Raw genomic sequence first — 16191 nt, forward strand, 5'->3', positions numbered from 1 at the left:
CCGACTTGGCCGACACCGAGACGGCTTCCGGAGAAGCGGTACAGCGCAGATCGATTCCCTGGGGTGAGTGGGCGATCTCGGCCTCGCTGCTCGCGATCGGCGTCCTGGTGCTGCTCGACGGCCTCAACCAGGAGGAGTCGCGGTCTGCGTCGGGCGTAGGCGCCGGGTTCATGCCCAAGGTCGTCGGAGTCGTGCTCATCGCCCTGTCGGTGGCGCTCATCGCGCAGGTGGCGCGGAATCGGCTGGGCCGGCCTGATGAAGCCGAAGGCGACGTCGACGTCCGCAGCACGCGCTGGGTACCGGTGGCGCTGTGCGTGGCCGCGGCGCTGGTGTTCGTCGTCGGCGTCGAGACGCTGGGCTACGTCATCGTCAGTTCGGTCGCGTTCTGGCTCACGGCGTGGGCCGTCGGCGCGCGCAGCGTGTGGCGCACCGCCGTCATCGGCGCAGCGCTGGCGTTGGTGGTCTACCTGTCGTTCACGCGTCTGCTCGACATCGCGCTTCCCGCAGGCATATTGGGGTTCTGATGTCGGGTATCGAGGGGCTGCTGCACGGCCTGTCACTGGCGATCACACCGCAGGCCCTGCTGTTCGCCCTGCTCGGCACGATCGTCGGCACATTGATCGGGGTGCTGCCCGGCATCGGGCCCGCGCTGACGATCGCGCTGCTCCTGCCGTTGACTTACGGTCTGGAGCCCGAGTCGGCGCTGATCATGTTCGCGGGCATCTACTACGGCGCGATGTACGGCGGGTCGACGACGTCGATCCTGCTGAAGACACCGGGTGAATCCGGTTCGGTGATCACGGCCATCGACGGCAACAAGATGGCCCGGCGCGGCCGCGGCGCGGCAGCGCTGGCCACCGCGGCCATCGGCTCGTTCGTCGCGGGCACCATCGCGACCGTCCTGCTGGCCTTGTTCGCACCGTGGATCGTCAACATCGCCGTGCAGCTGGGCGCGCCGGACTACTTCGCGTTGATGGTGGTCGCCTTCCTGACGATCAGCGCACTCGTCGGGTCCTCACCGCTGCGCGGGCTGATCTCGATGTGCCTGGGCCTGGTGGTCGGACTGGTCGGCATCGACTTCCAAAGCGGCCAGCAGCGACTGGTTTTCGGCCAGGTGTCGCTGCTCGACGGCATCGACACCGTCGTGCTGATCGTCGCGTTGTTCGCGGTCGGCGAGGTGTTGTACGTGGCCGGGCATCAGGTGTCGAGCCGGTTCGAGCTGCTTCACCTCACCAAGGGCGCGAAATGGATGACACGCCAGGACTGGGCGCGCTCGTGGCGGCCGTGGCTGCGCGGCACCGGGATTGGCTTTCCGCTCGGCGTCATCCCGGCGGGCGGCTCGGAGATCCCGACGTTCATCTCCTATGCGATGGAGCGCCGGCTCTCGGCGCACAAAGAGGAGTTCGGCGAGGGCGCCATCGAGGGCGTGGCCGGACCGGAGGCGGCCAATAACGCCAACGCCGCAGGCACTCTCGTGCCGCTGCTGGCGCTGGGGATACCGACGTCGGCGACGGCGGCCGTCATCCTCGTCGCCTTCCAGCAGTACGGGTTGCAGCCCGGTCCACAACTGCTCGAGTCGCAGTCTGGGCTGGTATGGGGTCTGATCGCGAGTCTCTTGATCGCCAATCTCGTGCTGCTGGCGCTCAACCTGCCGCTGGTCGGGCTGTGGGTGAAGATCCTCGAGATTCCCAAGCCGTACCTGTTCGCCGGAATCATGACGTTCGCGCTGCTGGGCACCTACGCCGTCAACGGTTCGACGTTCGACGTCGTGCTGCTGTTGGTGCTGGGAGCGATCGGGTATCTGATGCGCCGATTCGGGTTTCCGATCTCACCGATGATCGTCGGCGCCATTCTCGGCCCGCTCGCCGAGGTGCAACTGCGGCGCGCGCTCGACATCGCGGGCGGCGACGTGCTCACACTGGTCAGCACTCCGTTCACGATCGTCGTGTACCTGACATTGGCCGCCGTGCTGGTCGGCGGATTTGTCGTGCGCCGCCGTGCCGACCGCGAGGTGCTCGTGACCACCGCCGCCGAACCGGATCCCGAGGACGCACGCCGACCTTGACGCGCGATTCCGGGCGACAAGAGTAGCGTTGTGCGCTGTGAGCGCAGTGCATCCCGGTGAGGTCGAACTGGACTTCGCGCGTGAGTGGGTCGAGTTCTACGACCCCGACAATCCCGAGCATCTGATTGCCGCCGACCTGACGTGGCTGTTGTCGCGGTGGACGTGTGTATTCGGCACGCCCGCGTGCAAGGGCACGGTGGAGAACCGGCCCGACGACGGCTGCTGCTCACACGGCGCGTTCCTGTCCGACGAGGACGACCGCGCCCGACTCGACGACGCGGTCAAGCAGTTGACCGACGAAGACTGGCAGTACCGCGACAAGGGGCTCGGCAAGAAGGGCTACCTCGAGATGGACGAGTACGACGGCAAGCCCAACCCACGCACACGAAAATACAAGGGCGCGTGCATCTTCCTCAACCGCCCCGGTTTCCCCGGCGGTATCGGGTGCGCCCTGCACAGCAAGGCGCTCAAGATCGGTGTCGAGCCACTGACCCTCAAGCCCGACGTCTGCTGGCAGTTGCCGATCCGCCGAACCCAGGAGTGGGTCGAGCGGCCCGACGGCTCGGAGATCCTCAAGACCTGGATCACCGAGTACGACCGCCGTGGCTGGGGCGAGGGCGGGGCGGACCTGCACTGGTACTGCACCGGCGACCCGAACGCCCACGTCGGCGCCAAGCCGGTGTGGGAGTCGTATGGTCCCGAACTCACTGAGCTGCTCGGCGAGAAGGCCTACTCCGAGCTGGCCGCAATGTGCAAGCGGCGCAGCGGTTTAGGGCTGATCGCCGTCCACCCGGCGACACGAGCCGCCGAATGAATCTTTTTCTGTTCCGGTTGATCCCGCCGCGTGCGGACTTCGCGCAGACCATGACGCCGTCGGAACAGCAGGCGATGGGCGAGCACATGTCGTACTGGCAGCAACTGCTGGCCGACGGGCGCGTGGTGGTCTACGGCCCCGTCGCCGATCCCGAAGGGGTCTGGGGCATGGGCGTGCTGCGCGCCGCCGACCGCGCCGAGGTGCTCGCCATCGGCGAGGCCGACCCTTCAGTCACCGCAGGCGTCAACACCTTTGACGTCTTCGAGATCATGGACGGCGTGACGGGCTAGCCCTCGAGCTTGTAGCCCAGGCCGCGCACCGTCACCAGGTGCACCGGATTGGCGGGGTCGGCCTCGATCTTCGACCGCAGCCGCTTCACGTGTACGTCGAGCGTCTTGGTGTCGCCGACGTAGTCGGCGCCCCATACCCGATCGATCAACTGGCCACGGGTGAGTACCCGTCCGCTGTTGCGCATCAGGTACTCGAGAAGATCGAACTCTTTGAGCGGCAACGTGATCGCCTCCCCGTTGACCGACACCACGTGACGCTCGACGTCCATCCGGACCGGACCGGCCTCGAGCACGCCGTCGGGGATGCCCGCGTCGTCGTTGTCGCTGCCGCGGCGCAATACGGCGCGGATGCGAGCGATCAGCTCGCGCGCCGAGTAGGGCTTGGTGACGTAGTCGTCGGCACCCAGCTCCAGGCCGACCACCTTGTCGATCTCGCTGTCACGTGCCGTCACCATGATGACGGGCACGCTTGAGCGCGAACGCAATTGCTTGCACACGTCGGTTCCGCTCATCCCGGGCAGCATCAGGTCGAGCAGGACGATGTCGGCGCCCGCCCTCTCGAACTCGGCGAGGGCCGACGGCCCGTCCACCACCACCGTGGCCTCGAAGCCCTCCTTGCGAAGAAGAAAGGCCAGGGGATCCGCTAAGGACTCCTCGTCCTCCACGATCAACACACTGGTCATTGGTCTCGCTGGTCCTCTCGTTCGGTGTGGTCTTCGTGCTCGTCGTCGTGATGGGGGTACGCCGGAATCGACAGCGTGAACGTCGATCCTGTTCCCGGCTGACTCCACAGCCGGATCGATCCGTTGTGATTGGCCGCGACGTGTTTGACGATGGCGAGCCCGAGGCCCGTACCGCCGGTGGCCCGCGAGCGCGCCTTGTCCACCCGGAAGAATCGTTCGAACACCCGCTCCTGGTCCGCACGGGCGATGCCGATACCACGGTCGGTGACCGCGATCTCGATGTTGTCACCGCGGCGCCGTCGGCTAATTGTCACCGGAGACCCGTTGGGCGAGTAGGCGATTGCGTTGGAGACCAGGTTCGCGATGGCGGTGACCAGTAGCGTCTGGTCGCCGAGCACGCGGAAGCCCGTCGGCGCATCGGTGGTGACAGCGATGTCGGCGTTGTCGGCGGCCACTTTGTAGCGTGACAGCGCCTCGGCCACCACGGTGTCGACGTCGACGGCCTCCAAGTCGGGCAGCCGCTCGGCGCCCTGCAGCCGGGACAGTTCGATCAGCTCACCGACCATGTTGGCCAGCCGCCTGGACTCGGTGAGCATCTTCTCGGCGAAGTGGCGCACCGTCTCGGGGTCTTCGGAAGAGGCCAGCAGCGCCTCGGCGAGCACGCCCATCGCACCGACCGGTGTCTTGAGCTCGTGGCTGACGTTGGCGACGAAGTCGCGCCGCGTCGCCTCCATGCGCGCATGCTCGGACTGGTCGTCGACATAGACCACCGCGAACCTGCGGTCGGCCTCGGTCAGCAAGCGCACGTGGCCGCGCACCGAGAGCCCTGAGCGTCCGGGGTTGGCCCGCTTGCGCGGCGACAGGTCGACCTCGACGTCCTCACCGGTCGCCAGCGTGCGCTCCGCCGCCAGCCAGGCGCGGTCGTCGAGCAGACGGTCGCGGACCAGTCCCAGCTGCCGCGCGCGGTCGTTGGTGTAGACGACGTCGCGGTAGATGTCGACCACGACGATCCCCACCGGGGAGTGCGAGACGATGTGTTCGAGCATCTGCGAGACGGTGAGGCCGGCATCCTCGGTCGCTTGACGTCTGCGTCGCTCCAGGAACGGCGACACCAGCAACGTGCCCACGCCCACACCGATCACCAGTGCGAGCAGTGCCACGATCCCTGCCAGAAGCAGCGCCGCTACCACACTCACGCGAAAATCGTACGCATCCGGTGAACGTCATCCCAGCAGCGTGCGGCCAAATCGGGACAAGTCACACGTAGAAACTCCGATGTTCGGGTCACGGCTGCTCGCCGTTCACCCGATGTTTGCCGTGCGGCGCTGCTCGCGGCCTTACTTGGCGCCCTGCGCGGCAACCGCCGCGGCACCGGCTGCGGCCGCCTCCGGATCGAGGTACTGCCCGCCGATGATCGTCGGTTTCAGGTCGGAGTCGAGGTCATAGCGCAGCGGGACCCCGGTCGGGATGTTGAGGCCGACGATATCGGAATCCGACATTCCGTCCAGGTGCTTGACCAGGGCGCGCAGCGAATTGCCGTGCGCCGCGATCAGCACGGTCTTGCCGGCGCGCAGATCGGGCTCGATGGTCTGGGTGTAGTACGGCACGAACCGCTCGACGACATCTTGGAGGCATTCGGTGAGCGGGCCGCCACCGATGTCGGCGTAGCGGGGCTCGCTGTCCTGGCTGTAGGTGCTGCCCCGCTCGATCGGCGGCGGCGGGGTGTCGTAGCTGCGCCGCCACGCCATGAACTGCTCCTCGCCGTACTTCTCCTTGGTCTCGGCCTTGTTCAGCCCCTGCAGTGCCCCGTAGTGACGCTCGTTGAGTCGCCAGTCCCGGTGCACCGGGATCCAGTGCCTGTCGGCCTTGTCCAGAGCCAGGTTCGCGGTGGTGATCGCGCGCCGCAGCAGCGAGGTGTAGAGCACGTCGGGCTGGCGGTCCAGCTCCTTCATCAGCTCGCCCGCGCGGGCGGCTTCGGCCCTGCCCTTCTCGGTGAGGTCGACGTCGACCCATCCGGTGAAGAGATTCTTCTCGTTCCATTCGCTCTCGCCGTGGCGGAGCAGGATCAGGGTCGCGGTGTCGCTCTGGGCCATGGCTGCGATCTTCTCACGCCCGTACTTATTGCTCTTTGCGTCCGCGGTGTTTTATTGCTCCTTGCGTCCGCGGTGTTTTATTGCTCCTTGCGTCCGCGGTGTTTTACTGCTCCTTGCGTCCGCGGTGTTCGTCGTCGTCCTCGATCAAGTGCTGGAACGCCTGCAAATTCTTCAGCGACTCGCCACGCGATACCCGCCACTCCCACTCTTTTTGGATCGAGGTCCGAAAGCCCAACTCCAACAACGTGTTGAAGTCGTTGTCGACGGCCTCGAGCACCTGACCAAGGACGCGGTCGATCTCGTCGGGCGTGACCGAGGCCAACGACATCCGGCCGACGAGATAGATGTCACCGACATTGTCGAGCGTGTAGGCCACCCCGTAGAGCCTGCGGTTGCGCTTGAGCAGAAACCGGTAGACGCCCTCGTGATTCTCGTCGGGCTGGCGGCAGACGAACGCCTCGACCCGCACCGAGTGCTCGCCGATCGACAGGATGGTGTTGGTCTTCAACCGTCGTTCGCCGGGCAGGGCGACGACGATGCCCGGCAGCCCGCCGCGAGCGCCCCCGTGCAGCGTGTACTCGAGGCCGTTCTCCTTGCAGGCGTCCTCGATGACCTGTCCGACGTCACTCAACGCTCGGCTCCCGCTCGCTGCTCATGCCCGAACCCCTCGCCGCATGGAGAACCGGCGCCCGTTTCGGCGCGCCGGTTGGCGCAGTTGCTGCCGGGTGCGGTACTCGCCGATCGCGCGCCCATAGCTGGCCAGCAGTGCGTCGACGGTGTGCGACCACGAGAAGGTGGCGGCATGCTCGACAGCCTGTTTGCTCATGGTCTGCGGCCCACGCTCGAGCAGCGCGGTGATGGCCGTGGCCCAGTCGTCGGGATCGTGCCCGTCGACGAGGGTCCCGCTGAACCCGTCGCGGACCGCCACCGGCAATCCACCGACCGCGGCGGCGACGACCGGGGTCCCGCACGCCTGCGCCTCGACGGCGACAAGGCCGAACGACTCCGAGTAGCTCGGGACCGCGACCAGGTCGGCGGCCCGGTACACGTTGACCAGTTGGTCACGCGACTGCGGCGGCAGGAACGTCACCCGATCGGCGATACCCAGTTCGTCGGCCAGTCGAACTAATCCGTCGGGTGTCGCCAGGCCGCTGCCCGACGGACCGCCCGCAACGAGTACCCGCACGTCGGGGGTTTTGGCCGCCGCGCGCAGCAGCACATCGGGGGCCTTGAGCGGTTGGATACGTCCGACGAATGCCACCACGTGCTCGTCGAGCGGGACGCCCAGTGCGGCGCGGGCAGCGCGCCGGTCACCGGGAGTGAACGTCTCGAGGTCGACGCCGGGATGCACGACGTCGATGCGCGACGGGTCGGCGTTGTGCAGTGAAACAAGTTGCTGTGCTTCGTGTTCGGTGTTGGCGATCAGCCGGTCGGCCTCGTCGACCACCTGCTGCTCGCCGACCGCGCGCAGCGGCGGCTCGGGCGAGTCGCCGTCCGCCAGCGCGGCGTTCTTGACCGCGGCCAACGTGTGCGCGGTGTGCACCAGCGGAACCGCCCACCGGTCGCGGGCCAACCAGCCGACCTGTCCGGAGAGCCAGTAGTGCGAGTGCACGATGTCGTAATAGCCCGGCTCATGGGTGGCTTCGGCGCGCAAAACCCCCGCGGTGAAGGCGCACAACTGAGTGGGCAGGTCGTACTTGTCGAGTCCCTCGAAGGGGCCGGCCACCACGTTGCGCACCAACACACCGGGCGCCACCCGCACGACGGGCTGGTCGGCCGACGTCGTCGCCCTGGTGAAGATCTCCACCTCGACGCCGCGGCGCGCCATCTGCAGGGCGCTCTGCAGCACGTAGACGTTCATGCCGCCGGCATCGCCGGTGCCCGGTTGCGCGAGCGGTGAGGTATGCACCGACAACACCGCGACGCGTTTGGGCAGATCCGTGGCTAGGCGCACACAACCATGTCTACACCGTGCTCAAGCGGGCACCTCGGACCGACGGGTGCAGCCCGACTTTGCGCTCGCCGGAGAAGCCCGTCGCATCGCACCGATCGGATCGGCGTACAGGCCGCCGAGGGAGACCACGCCGGCACCGGCCTCCTGTACGCGGTTGCCGAACGCGGTCAGGCGGATCTCGCGCCTGGGCATCACCGACCGCTCGGCGTAGGCGGCCTCCATCTGCGCCATGCCTTCGGGGTACTCGGTGAAAGCCTGACCGCCCACCACGAGGTCGTCGGGGTTGAGCATGTCGCGCAGCAGCGCGACGGCCTCGCCGAGCACCCGCGCTCGCTCGGCCAGAAGGGTCAGCGCCTGCGGATTGCCCTTTCGGGCGGCGCGCAGCACCGCGGCCATGGTCGACGTCGGCCCCTCGGTGGGCACGACGCGCGCCTTGCGGGCAGCGATCAGGACCGCCTCGTCGCTGACCGTAGATTCCAATTGCCCTGTGCCGCCCAGCAATTCGGATTGCGCAGGAAGTCCCGCGATGGTGCCGGGACCGCTGGTCGGTGAGTGCACCCGGCCGCCGATCGACAGCGCGTACCCGACGGTCTCACGCGCGTAGACGTACAAGCTGGTCTTCACGGACGTGGAAAGCGGGTCGGACACGGCCGGGCCAGGCTGGCGCCGCACCCCCAGCAGCAACTCGGCGCCCGCCATCGCGTCGACGTGCGACGCAACCGACACCGGAAGACCGAGCGTTTCGGCGATGACCGGACCCACTGCGGCGTCCGACCACCCGAGCCGCGGATGGTCGACGTGTCCGGTACTGCCGTTGACGACGCCGCCGGTCGCGATGCCCACCCACAGCGGCCGGCGCCGGTGCCAGCGGCTCAGATACCGGTGGGCGCTGGCGGCCAGCGTCGACAGCGCTGCGGTCTGCGATCCGCGGGGCGTCGGGGTCTCGACGACGTCGAGCGTGCGACCCAGCAGGTCGGTGGCGACGATGCTCGTCGTGCGTGCACCGATGTGGATGCCCAGCGTGAGGTACGGCTCGTGGTTGACCTCGACCGGTACCCGCGGCCGGCCGATCGCTCCGGAAACGGCCAGGTCAGCGCGTTCACGCAGGACACCGGCGTCGAGCAGCGCGGTGACCTGACGGTTGACCGTCGCGATGCTCAGTTGGGTGACCTGCGCGATGACGTCGCGGGCGATCGGGCCACGCAACCGGGCTGCGCCGAACACCGACGCTGCGGCGGCGTCGGGGACCTTCAGCGCCGGAGCGACGATGCGATGCCGCGCCTGAGGTGGCCGCCCGCTGGCGGGGGAAAGCGCGCGCTTGGAGTGGTTGACGCCGGCCGGCTGATGGAGGGTGGTGGGCACGGAACTGTCCTCTGGTTGAAGTCGTCGGTGGGCTGTGGCCGCACCAGGCGAATCAACGGGACAGTGTCATCCGGAATCGCTCAGGCGCGACGAAGTGCGCTGCGACAACAACAACAGTTCCGGAACACGGATCGAACTTAGCACACCAATTAAAGTTGAGCAGATGACGACATCAGAGGCCGACAACCGCGTCGCCGTGGTCACCGGCGCCAGCGCCGGTATCGGCGAAGCCACCGCGAGAACCCTTGCTGCCCAAGGCTTTCATGTGGTCTGCGTGGCCAGACGTCACGATCCGATCAAAGCGCTTGCCGACGAGATCGGTGGTAGCGCGATTGTGGCTGACGTCACCGATGCCGACGCCGTGGCGGCCTTGGCCGAGCGTCTGGAACGCGTCGACGTACTGGTCAACAACGCCGGTGGCGCCCGGGGCCTCGAGCCGGTCGCCGAGGCCGACATCGAGAACTGGCGGTGGATGTGGGAGGCCAACGTGCTCGGGACGCTGCGGGTCACCCGAGCGCTGCTGCCGAAGCTGATCGATTCCGGCGACGGCCTGATCATCACCGTCACGTCGATCGCGGCCGTCGAAATCTATGACAACGGAGGCGGTTACACCTCAGCCAAGCACGCCCAGGGCGTGCTGCACCGCACGCTACGCAGTGAGTTGCTCGGAAAACCCGTGCGGCTCACCGAAGTTGCGCCAGGCATGGTGAAGACGGACTTCTCGTTGAACCGGTTCGAGGGCGATGAGGAGCGAGCCGCCAAGGTCTACGAGGGGGTCACGCCGCTGGTCGCCGAGGACATTGCCGAGGTAATCGGCTTCGTCGCCAGCCGCCCGTCCCACGTCGACCTCGATCTGATTGTTGTCCGTCCACGCGATCAGGTCAGCGGTGCCAGCGGTTCGAGGTTCAACCGGCAGACCTAGCCGCCGGGGCGCCCGCCGACCGGTTGCGGTGCGCCCGACGGAGTGGCGGGTGCGCTGCTGGGCATCTGCGACGACGCCTGCTGATCCGACAGGGCAGACATCGACACCCACTCCTCCCACGGCACGGCCCAGTCCCAGATGTCGCCGTCGGCGTACGACAGCTGGATGCGGGTGCCCGTCACCTCGACCGGGTCGCCGTAGATCGCGGTGTTGAAATACTGCTGGGCGTCGGACTCGGACAGATTGATGCACCCGTTGGTGACATTGGTGTTGCCCTGCGACCCCAGGCTGGCGGGGTTGGCGTGAATGAACTCCCCGTTGTTGGAGATCCGCACCGCGAACCGCTCGCGCACATTGGCATAGCCCGCCGCGGGATTGGTCATGTAGAAGTCTTCGTACTTCTCGGTGACCACGTGGATGCCGCTGCGGGTGACGTTGCGGTCCAGGTCGCCCTCGCCGTAGCTGCACGGGAAGTCCATGATCACGGCGCCCTGCTCGTCGATGACCTGGATGCGGTGTGACGACGCCTCGGCCTTGACGACCTGACGGCGCCCGATCGTGAAGTGCAGCGTGGCGTCCTGCGCGCCGTAGGCGCCGTCGCCGAACGGCACCCCGTACAGCCGCGCGTCGACGTTGACCTTGGTGCCCGGCGGGTAGTACTCGCGGGTGCGCCAGTGCACGCGCGAGCCGCCGACCTCGTCGGGCAGCCACGCCCAGCTGCCCTCGACCGCCGGTTCCGTGGTGACCTTGAGCGCCTTCTCGACCGACGCCTTGTCGGTGATCGACGCGTCGAACTGGATGATGATCGGCGCCGCGACTCCGACGGTCTGACCGTCGGCGAGCTGAAACTGCCCGCTGACCTGCTGCGAGGGGTTGATCGTGGTGAAACTGCCGGCAACTGGGGTCGCTTTGCCGTCACGGCCGACGACCGACCCGCCCCAGGTGTAGGGGACGCCGTAGCCAAGCGGTTCGGTCACGACGAATGTGGTGCGGTCTCGGTTCAGCGTGCCCGCGACCGCCTTGCCCTCGGGATTGGTCAGGGCGATGCGCTGGAACCAGCCGTCGGCGACCTCGGCACGAACCGGTGCGGTCGGCGACACCTCGGCCGTGGCGTCGGCGGGCTCGATCTTGATCGATGGCGCGGGCGGCGCGGAAGCCTCGCCCGATGTCGTCGCGGACCTGCCCGCACACGCCGCGAGCACGCCCGGGGCGACAACGCCGACCGCGAGCGCGGTCAGGGCGCGCCGCCGGGTGAAGTGCGGCAGTGGATCGGCAGGGCTCACGTGGACCCAGCGTACCTACAGCGAGCAGCCGACCAGGGACGGCTCGGGTGTGAGTTCGATCCCGAATTTCGTTCGGACACCGTCTCGTACCTCCCGGGCCAGCGCGAGCACGTCGGCGGTCGTCGCGCCGCCGCGGTTGGTGACGGCTAGGGCGTGCTTGGTCGACAGCCGGGCCGCGGCCCCGTCGCCCGGATAACCCTTGGCGAAACCGGCGTGCTCAACCAGCCAGCCCGCCGCCAGCTTCACCCCGTCGGGTGCCGCGAAGTTCGGCACGGGCCCGGCCCCTTCTCCCGCGCGTCGCCGCACCATGTCGAACTCCTCGGGCGACACCACGGGATTGGTGAAGAACGACCCGACGCTCCAGGTGTCGTAGTCGCCGCTGTCGAGCACCATGCCCTTGCGTCCGCGCAGCGCCAGCACCGCATCACGCACCCGCAACGGGTCCACCCGCGAGCCGGGTTCGGCGCCCAGGGTGGCGGCCAGCTCGCCGTACCGCAGCGGCGCACTCTGCCCGTCGGGCTCCAGGGCGAACTCCACCTCGAGCACGATCGCGTGCCGCGAATGCTTCAGAACGCTGGTGCGATAACCGAATTCCATCTCCTCAGGGCCGACCCAGCGGTCCTCGCCGGTGCGACGGTCCAGCAGGCGCACGCGCCGAATCGTCTCGGCCACCTCAGCGCCGTACGCGCCGACGTTCTGCACCGGCGTCGCGCCCGCCGATCCGGGGATGCCTGACAGGCATTCGAGCCCGCCGAGCTGGTGAGCCAGCGACGTGACCACGACGTCGTCCCACGCCGCGCCCGCCTCGGCGCGCACGACGTTGTCGGTCACGGTGATCTCGGTGTTGGCCAGCAGCACTACCGTCAGCCCGGCCAGATCATCGGCGAGCACGACGTTGGAGCCGCCGGCCAGCACGAGCACATCGGCGGTACCGAGGGCGGCGAACACGTCGACGACCTTCTGCGTGGTGTCACAAGTGATCACACGCTCGGCGACCGGGCCGACCCGCAGCGTGGTCAGCGGCGCGAGGGCCACCGCCTTCGCAACGGACGCACCCCCGATCACCGAACCGATCACGGCCGCTAACGGTAGCCTGGCCAGCTATGCCGCGCTCATTCGACATGGCCGCCGAATACGAGGGCAGCGTCGAACAGGTCCACCAAGCGTTGAGCGACGAGCACTACTGGCTGGCGCGGCTGGCCGACTCCGGCGCCGACGACTACTCCCTGGACGCGATGGACGGCGACGGACTTGGTGGCATCGATGTGGTCACGACGCAGACGTTGCGGGCCGACCGACTCCCCGGCGCGGTGACCCAATTCCACCGGGGCGACTTGAGCTTCGTGCGCGAGGAGGCGTGGAGTCCGGTGCGCGACGGGCAGGCCACCGCGACCATCAAGGGGTCGATCCGCGGCGCGCCCGCAAGCCTTTCGGGGACTGCGGTGCTGGCACCGGCAAAGACCGGCGCCGGGTCGCGACTGGAGTTCAACGTCATCGTCGAGGTAAGGGTGCCGCTCGTCGGCGGCAAGATAGAGAATTTCGTCGGTCGCCAGTTGGTCGACCTGATCATCGCTGAACAGCGCTTCACCACCATGTGGATCACCGAGACCACCTAAAGCGTAAGTAACCTTACGATCATGGCGCGGCGTATGGACCACACGATCACGTTCGACGCGCCGGTGGAGAAGATGTACCAGGACCTGACCAGTCGGGACTACTGGCAAACCCTGATCGAGGTATACCAGCAGTTCACGCCGTCGGCGATCACCTCGTTCACCTCCAGCGAGAACGGCACCGACATCGTGTTCGTCCAAGAGCTGCCCTGGTCCGAACTGCCCTCGATCGCGCGCGCGGTGATCCCGTCCGACATGGTCATCACGCGCAAGCAGCACTTCGATCCGTATGACCACGCCAACAACTGCGCCGAGGGCACCTACAGCGCCGCCATTCCGAAGGGGCCCGGGCGGTTCGGCGGCAGGTACTTCCTCACCGAGACCGACACCGGCAGCCAGCTTCGGCTGGCCAGCGAGTGCAAGGTGTGGATTCCGTTGGTCGGCGGCGCACTGGAAGATCTGATCCTGCACCACATTCGGTACCTGTTCGACGGCGAGGAAGCGTTCGCCGCCGACTGGATCGCCAAGCACCACTAGTCCGACAGCGCAGTACCGCGCGGTCGGCACTCGGCGTGGATCACCGGGATCCGCGCATCCGCCTTTAAAGTTGCTGGTTATGGGCGCCCCCGTGGGCCAGCTGACGCGTGGCACCACCGGACACAACCGGCTGCGTCGCAGCGATCGATGGCTGGTCCATTCCCCGCGGGTGCGCTCGGTCGTCCAGACGGCCGCCGACCCGCTGGTGGTCGACCTCGGGTACGGAGCACTGCCGGTCACGACACTCGAGTTGGCGTCGCGACTGCGCGCCGTGCGCGCCGACGTCCGCGTCGTCGGACTCGAGATCGACCCCACTCGGGTGGCAGTGGCGCGGGCCGCCGGCAGCGACACGGTCGAATTCGGGCTGGGCGGTTTCGAATTGGCCGGTTTGCGACCCGTACTGGTGCGCGCGTTCAACGTGCTACGCCAGTACCCGGTCGAGGCGGTGCCACAGGCATGGTCGGTCATGCAGAAGCAGTTGGCGCCCGGCGGGCTGATCATCGACGGCACATGCGACGAGTTGGGCAGGCGGTGCTGCTGGGTGTTGCTCGACGCCGACGGTCCGGCCACCCTCACCCTCGCGTGCGACCCGTTCGCGATCGAGCGGCCGTCCGACCTCGCCGAGCGTCTGCCCAAGGTGCTGATCCACCACAACGTGGCGGGCCAGCGCATCAACGCGCTACTCGCGTCGGCCGACCGGGCGTGGAACAGCGTCGCCGGGCACGGCGTCTTCGGCCCGCGGGTGCGCTGGCGCGCGATGCTGGACTCGCTGCGCGGCGCGGGGCTGCCCATCGAACCGCCGCGCCGCCGCCTTCGCGACGGCGTGCTCACCGTGCCGTGGTCGCTCGTCGCACCACCGTGAGCGGCCCCGCCCCGTAGGATCGCGCCATGCGGATTGCCCTGGCGCAGATCCTCAGCAGCACAGATCCTTCGGCCAATCTCGGCGTGGTCGAGGACTACACGATGCGTGCCGCCGACGCCGGCGCGCGCATGGTGCTGTTTCCCGAGGCGACCATGTGCCGCTTCGGGGTGCCGCTCGCGCCCGTAGCCGAGCCGCTCGACGGGCCGTGGGCGTCCGGCGTGCGGGCCATCGCCGAGCGGGCGGGCATCGTCGTCGTCGCGGGTATGTACCGGCCCGCCGACGACGGACGGGTGACCAACACGCTGATCGCCACCGGGCCTGGCGTCGAAGCGCATTACGACAAGATCTACCTGTACGACGCGTTCGGGTTCGCTGAGTCCAAGACCGTCGCGCCCGGCCGCGAGCCGGTGCTCATCTCGGTCGACGGCGTGGGCGTCGGCCTCACGTTGTGTTACGACGTGCGCTTCCCCGAGCTGTTCGTCGAGCTCGCCCAGCAGGGTGCGCAGCTGATCACCGTGCACGCGTCCTGGGGCAGTGGGCCCGGCAAGCTCGACCAGTGGACGCTGCTGGCCCGCGCCAGGGCAATCGATACGACCGGCTACATCGCTGCGGTGGGGCAGGCCTACCCGGGAGACGAGATCGCGGCCTCGGGACCGACCGGCGTCGGGGGCAGCCTGGTGTGCTCGCCGGTCGGCGAGGTGGTCGCGGCGGCGGGAGACGACCCGCACTTGCTGGTGACCGATCTGGATCTGCCCGCCGCGCACAAAACCCGCGAGACGATCGCGGTGTTACGCAACCGTGCGGGACTCACCGCGGCGCGTAAGGCAGAATCGCGGGGATGACCGATCCCTGGGCTCGCCCGGCCGACCAGGCCCCGCCCGTCCCACCGCAGCCACCGCAGCCGCAGTACCCGCAGGGCCCACCTCCCGGCCAGCCGTCTCCTGCGAAGGATTCGTCTCTCGTCGGCCGGGCCAAGACCCTGGTGCGCGACCCGCTGTCGATCGTCCTGATCGTCGTCATCGTGCTCGCGCTGGTGCTCGCCGGCCTGCTGGGCGGTGAGCTGTATGCCCGCAACCGCGCCGACGACGTGGTGTCCAAGGTCGTCTCGTGTGTGGTGCAGGACGAGGCCACCGCGTCGTTCGGTGTGATGCCGCCGTTCCTGGTGCAACACATGTCCGGCCACTACACGAACATCAACATCGAAACCGCCGGCAATCAGATCCGCGATGCCAAGGGCATGAAGGTCAACCTCAACATCGAGGACGTCCGCCTCGAGGACACCGCTGACTCCGGCGGCTCGGTCGGCTCTCTGGTCGCGAACATCACGTGGTCGTCCGACGGCATTCTGCAGACGATCCAGGATTCGATTCCGCTCGTCGGCAGCTTCGTCACCGGCGTGACGACCGATCCGGGTGCGGGCACCATCGAGTTGGAGGGCGCGCTGGGCAGCATCGTCGCCAAGCCGGAGGTCGTGGAGAGCGGGCTCTCGCTCCAGGTGGTCGAGCTGACCGGGCTGGGCTTCACACTGCCCCGCGAAACCGTGCAGCCCGCGCTCGACGCATTCCTTTCGCAGGTGACGCAGAACTACCCGATGGGCATTAAGGCCGACTCGGTGCAGGTCACCGAAGGCGGTGTGGTGAGCCAGTTTTCGACGCGCAACGCCAAGATGCCGAAGGACCAGCAAGACCCCTGCTTCGCGGGTCTCTAGCCGGC

At 68.0% G+C, this 16191-nt stretch carries 18 protein-coding genes; 10 read left to right on the forward strand and 8 right to left on the reverse strand.

The window, feature by feature from the left end; genetic code table 11:
- The first annotated feature begins 5 nt into the window (after positions 1-5).
- From N4S67_RS08930 to N4S67_RS08945, 4 genes are read left to right on the forward strand one after another with little or no spacing between them, the layout of a single operon-like run.
- Positions 6-524 (forward strand): tripartite tricarboxylate transporter TctB family protein, encoded by a 519-nt coding sequence (locus N4S67_RS08930; protein WP_260992588.1) that lies wholly within the window; start codon positions 6-8, stop codon positions 522-524.
- Entirely contained in the window at positions 524-2065 is a 1542-nt protein-coding gene (locus N4S67_RS08935) for a tripartite tricarboxylate transporter permease (protein ID WP_260992589.1), read from the forward strand. The genes N4S67_RS08930 and N4S67_RS08935 overlap by 1 nt, the downstream gene beginning before the upstream one ends.
- Before the next feature lie 37 nt (positions 2066-2102).
- A complete protein-coding gene (locus N4S67_RS08940; protein WP_260992590.1) occupies positions 2103-2879 on the forward strand; it encodes a hypothetical protein in 777 nt (258 codons plus the stop codon).
- Positions 2876-3169 carry a YciI family protein gene (locus N4S67_RS08945; protein ID WP_260992591.1) on the forward strand — a complete coding sequence of 98 codons (294 nt, stop codon included), beginning with the start codon at positions 2876-2878 and terminating at the stop codon, positions 3167-3169. The genes N4S67_RS08940 and N4S67_RS08945 overlap by 4 nt, the downstream gene beginning before the upstream one ends.
- Here the strand turns inward: N4S67_RS08945 and regX are convergent.
- The 6 genes from regX to N4S67_RS08975 form a co-directional block, all read right to left on the reverse strand.
- Entirely contained in the window at positions 3166-3852 is a 687-nt protein-coding gene (gene regX / locus N4S67_RS08950) for a two-component sensory transduction protein RegX (RefSeq protein WP_260992592.1), read from the reverse strand. The genes N4S67_RS08945 and regX overlap by 4 nt on opposite strands.
- Positions 3849-5048, reverse strand: a complete 1200-nt coding sequence (locus tag N4S67_RS08955; RefSeq protein ID WP_260992593.1) for a sensor histidine kinase — start codon at positions 5046-5048, stop codon at positions 3849-3851. The genes regX and N4S67_RS08955 overlap by 4 nt, the downstream gene beginning before the upstream one ends.
- 141 nt (positions 5049-5189) lie before the next feature.
- A complete protein-coding gene (locus tag N4S67_RS08960; protein WP_260992594.1) occupies positions 5190-5945 on the reverse strand; it encodes a phosphoglyceromutase in 756 nt (251 codons plus the stop codon).
- A 103-nt stretch (positions 5946-6048) separates the two neighbouring features.
- Positions 6049-6576, reverse strand: a complete 528-nt coding sequence (locus tag N4S67_RS08965) for a type III secretion system chaperone family protein (protein WP_260992595.1) — start codon at positions 6574-6576, stop codon at positions 6049-6051.
- A 21-nt stretch (positions 6577-6597) separates the two neighbouring features.
- A complete protein-coding gene (gene mshA / locus N4S67_RS08970; protein WP_260992596.1) occupies positions 6598-7899 on the reverse strand; it encodes a D-inositol-3-phosphate glycosyltransferase in 1302 nt (433 codons plus the stop codon).
- 21 nt (positions 7900-7920) lie between these two features.
- Positions 7921-9261 carry an ROK family protein gene (locus N4S67_RS08975; protein WP_260992597.1) on the reverse strand — a complete coding sequence of 447 codons (1341 nt, stop codon included), beginning with the start codon at positions 9259-9261 and terminating at the stop codon, positions 7921-7923.
- Positions 9262-9424: 163 nt separating this feature from the next.
- On the opposite strand from N4S67_RS08975, the gene N4S67_RS08980 reads away from it, so the two are divergent.
- Positions 9425-10183 carry an SDR family oxidoreductase gene (locus N4S67_RS08980; RefSeq protein WP_260992598.1) on the forward strand — a complete coding sequence of 253 codons (759 nt, stop codon included), beginning with the start codon at positions 9425-9427 and terminating at the stop codon, positions 10181-10183.
- On the opposite strand, the gene N4S67_RS08985 is transcribed toward N4S67_RS08980, so the two are convergent.
- The gene (locus tag N4S67_RS08985) at positions 10180-11466 is read right to left on the reverse strand and encodes a L,D-transpeptidase (RefSeq protein WP_260992599.1); all 1287 of its coding nucleotides are present in this window, start codon (positions 11464-11466) and stop codon (positions 10180-10182) included. The two genes, N4S67_RS08980 and N4S67_RS08985, sit on opposite strands and share 4 nt — an antisense overlap.
- A 15-nt stretch (positions 11467-11481) precedes the next feature.
- The gene (locus tag N4S67_RS08990) at positions 11482-12543 is read right to left on the reverse strand and encodes a UDP-N-acetylmuramate dehydrogenase (protein ID WP_260992600.1); all 1062 of its coding nucleotides are present in this window, start codon (positions 12541-12543) and stop codon (positions 11482-11484) included.
- Between the two features lie 26 nt (positions 12544-12569).
- Between N4S67_RS08990 and N4S67_RS08995 the strand changes: the two genes are divergently transcribed.
- From N4S67_RS08995 to N4S67_RS09015, 5 genes are all read left to right on the forward strand, one after another.
- Positions 12570-13082, forward strand: a complete 513-nt coding sequence (locus N4S67_RS08995) for a DUF2505 domain-containing protein (protein ID WP_260992601.1) — start codon at positions 12570-12572, stop codon at positions 13080-13082.
- 21 nt (positions 13083-13103) lie between these two features.
- Positions 13104-13616 carry a DUF2505 domain-containing protein gene (locus tag N4S67_RS09000; protein WP_260992602.1) on the forward strand — a complete coding sequence of 171 codons (513 nt, stop codon included), beginning with the start codon at positions 13104-13106 and terminating at the stop codon, positions 13614-13616.
- Positions 13617-13695: 79 nt separating this feature from the next.
- The gene (locus N4S67_RS09005; RefSeq protein ID WP_260992603.1) at positions 13696-14478 is read left to right on the forward strand and encodes a class I SAM-dependent methyltransferase; all 783 of its coding nucleotides are present in this window, start codon (positions 13696-13698) and stop codon (positions 14476-14478) included.
- 26 nt (positions 14479-14504) lie between these two features.
- Entirely contained in the window at positions 14505-15320 is an 816-nt protein-coding gene (locus N4S67_RS09010; RefSeq protein ID WP_260992604.1) for a carbon-nitrogen hydrolase family protein, read from the forward strand.
- Positions 15317-16186 (forward strand): LmeA family phospholipid-binding protein, encoded by an 870-nt coding sequence (locus N4S67_RS09015; protein WP_260992605.1) that lies wholly within the window; start codon positions 15317-15319, stop codon positions 16184-16186. Before N4S67_RS09010 ends, N4S67_RS09015 begins: the two co-directional genes overlap by 4 nt.
- The last annotated feature ends 5 nt before the right edge of the window (positions 16187-16191 follow it).

It is taken from the genome of Mycobacterium deserti, assembly GCF_025345615.1.
Classification (GTDB): domain Bacteria; phylum Actinomycetota; class Actinomycetes; order Mycobacteriales; family Mycobacteriaceae; genus Mycobacterium; species Mycobacterium deserti.

Bases quoted from the DNA above. Each gene is read 5' to 3' on its own strand.
- N4S67_RS08980 (WP_260992598.1), top strand. From the start codon at position 9,425: ATGACGACATCAGAGGCCGACAACCGCGTCGCCGTGGTCACCGGCGCC.
- N4S67_RS08960 (WP_260992594.1), bottom strand. From the start codon at position 5,945: ATGGCCCAGAGCGACACCGCGACCCTGATCCTGCTCCGCCACGGCGAG.
- N4S67_RS09005 (WP_260992603.1), top strand. From the start codon at position 13,696: ATGGGCGCCCCCGTGGGCCAGCTGACGCGTGGCACCACCGGACACAAC.
- N4S67_RS09010 (WP_260992604.1), top strand. From the start codon at position 14,505: ATGCGGATTGCCCTGGCGCAGATCCTCAGCAGCACAGATCCTTCGGCC.
- N4S67_RS09000 (WP_260992602.1), top strand. From the start codon at position 13,104: ATGGCGCGGCGTATGGACCACACGATCACGTTCGACGCGCCGGTGGAG.
- N4S67_RS08935 (WP_260992589.1), top strand. From the start codon at position 524: ATGTCGGGTATCGAGGGGCTGCTGCACGGCCTGTCACTGGCGATCACA.
- N4S67_RS08945 (WP_260992591.1), top strand. From the start codon at position 2,876: ATGAATCTTTTTCTGTTCCGGTTGATCCCGCCGCGTGCGGACTTCGCG.
- N4S67_RS09015 (WP_260992605.1), top strand. From the start codon at position 15,317: ATGACCGATCCCTGGGCTCGCCCGGCCGACCAGGCCCCGCCCGTCCCA.
- regX (WP_260992592.1), bottom strand. From the start codon at position 3,852: ATGACCAGTGTGTTGATCGTGGAGGACGAGGAGTCCTTAGCGGATCCC.
- N4S67_RS08995 (WP_260992601.1), top strand. From the start codon at position 12,570: ATGCCGCGCTCATTCGACATGGCCGCCGAATACGAGGGCAGCGTCGAA.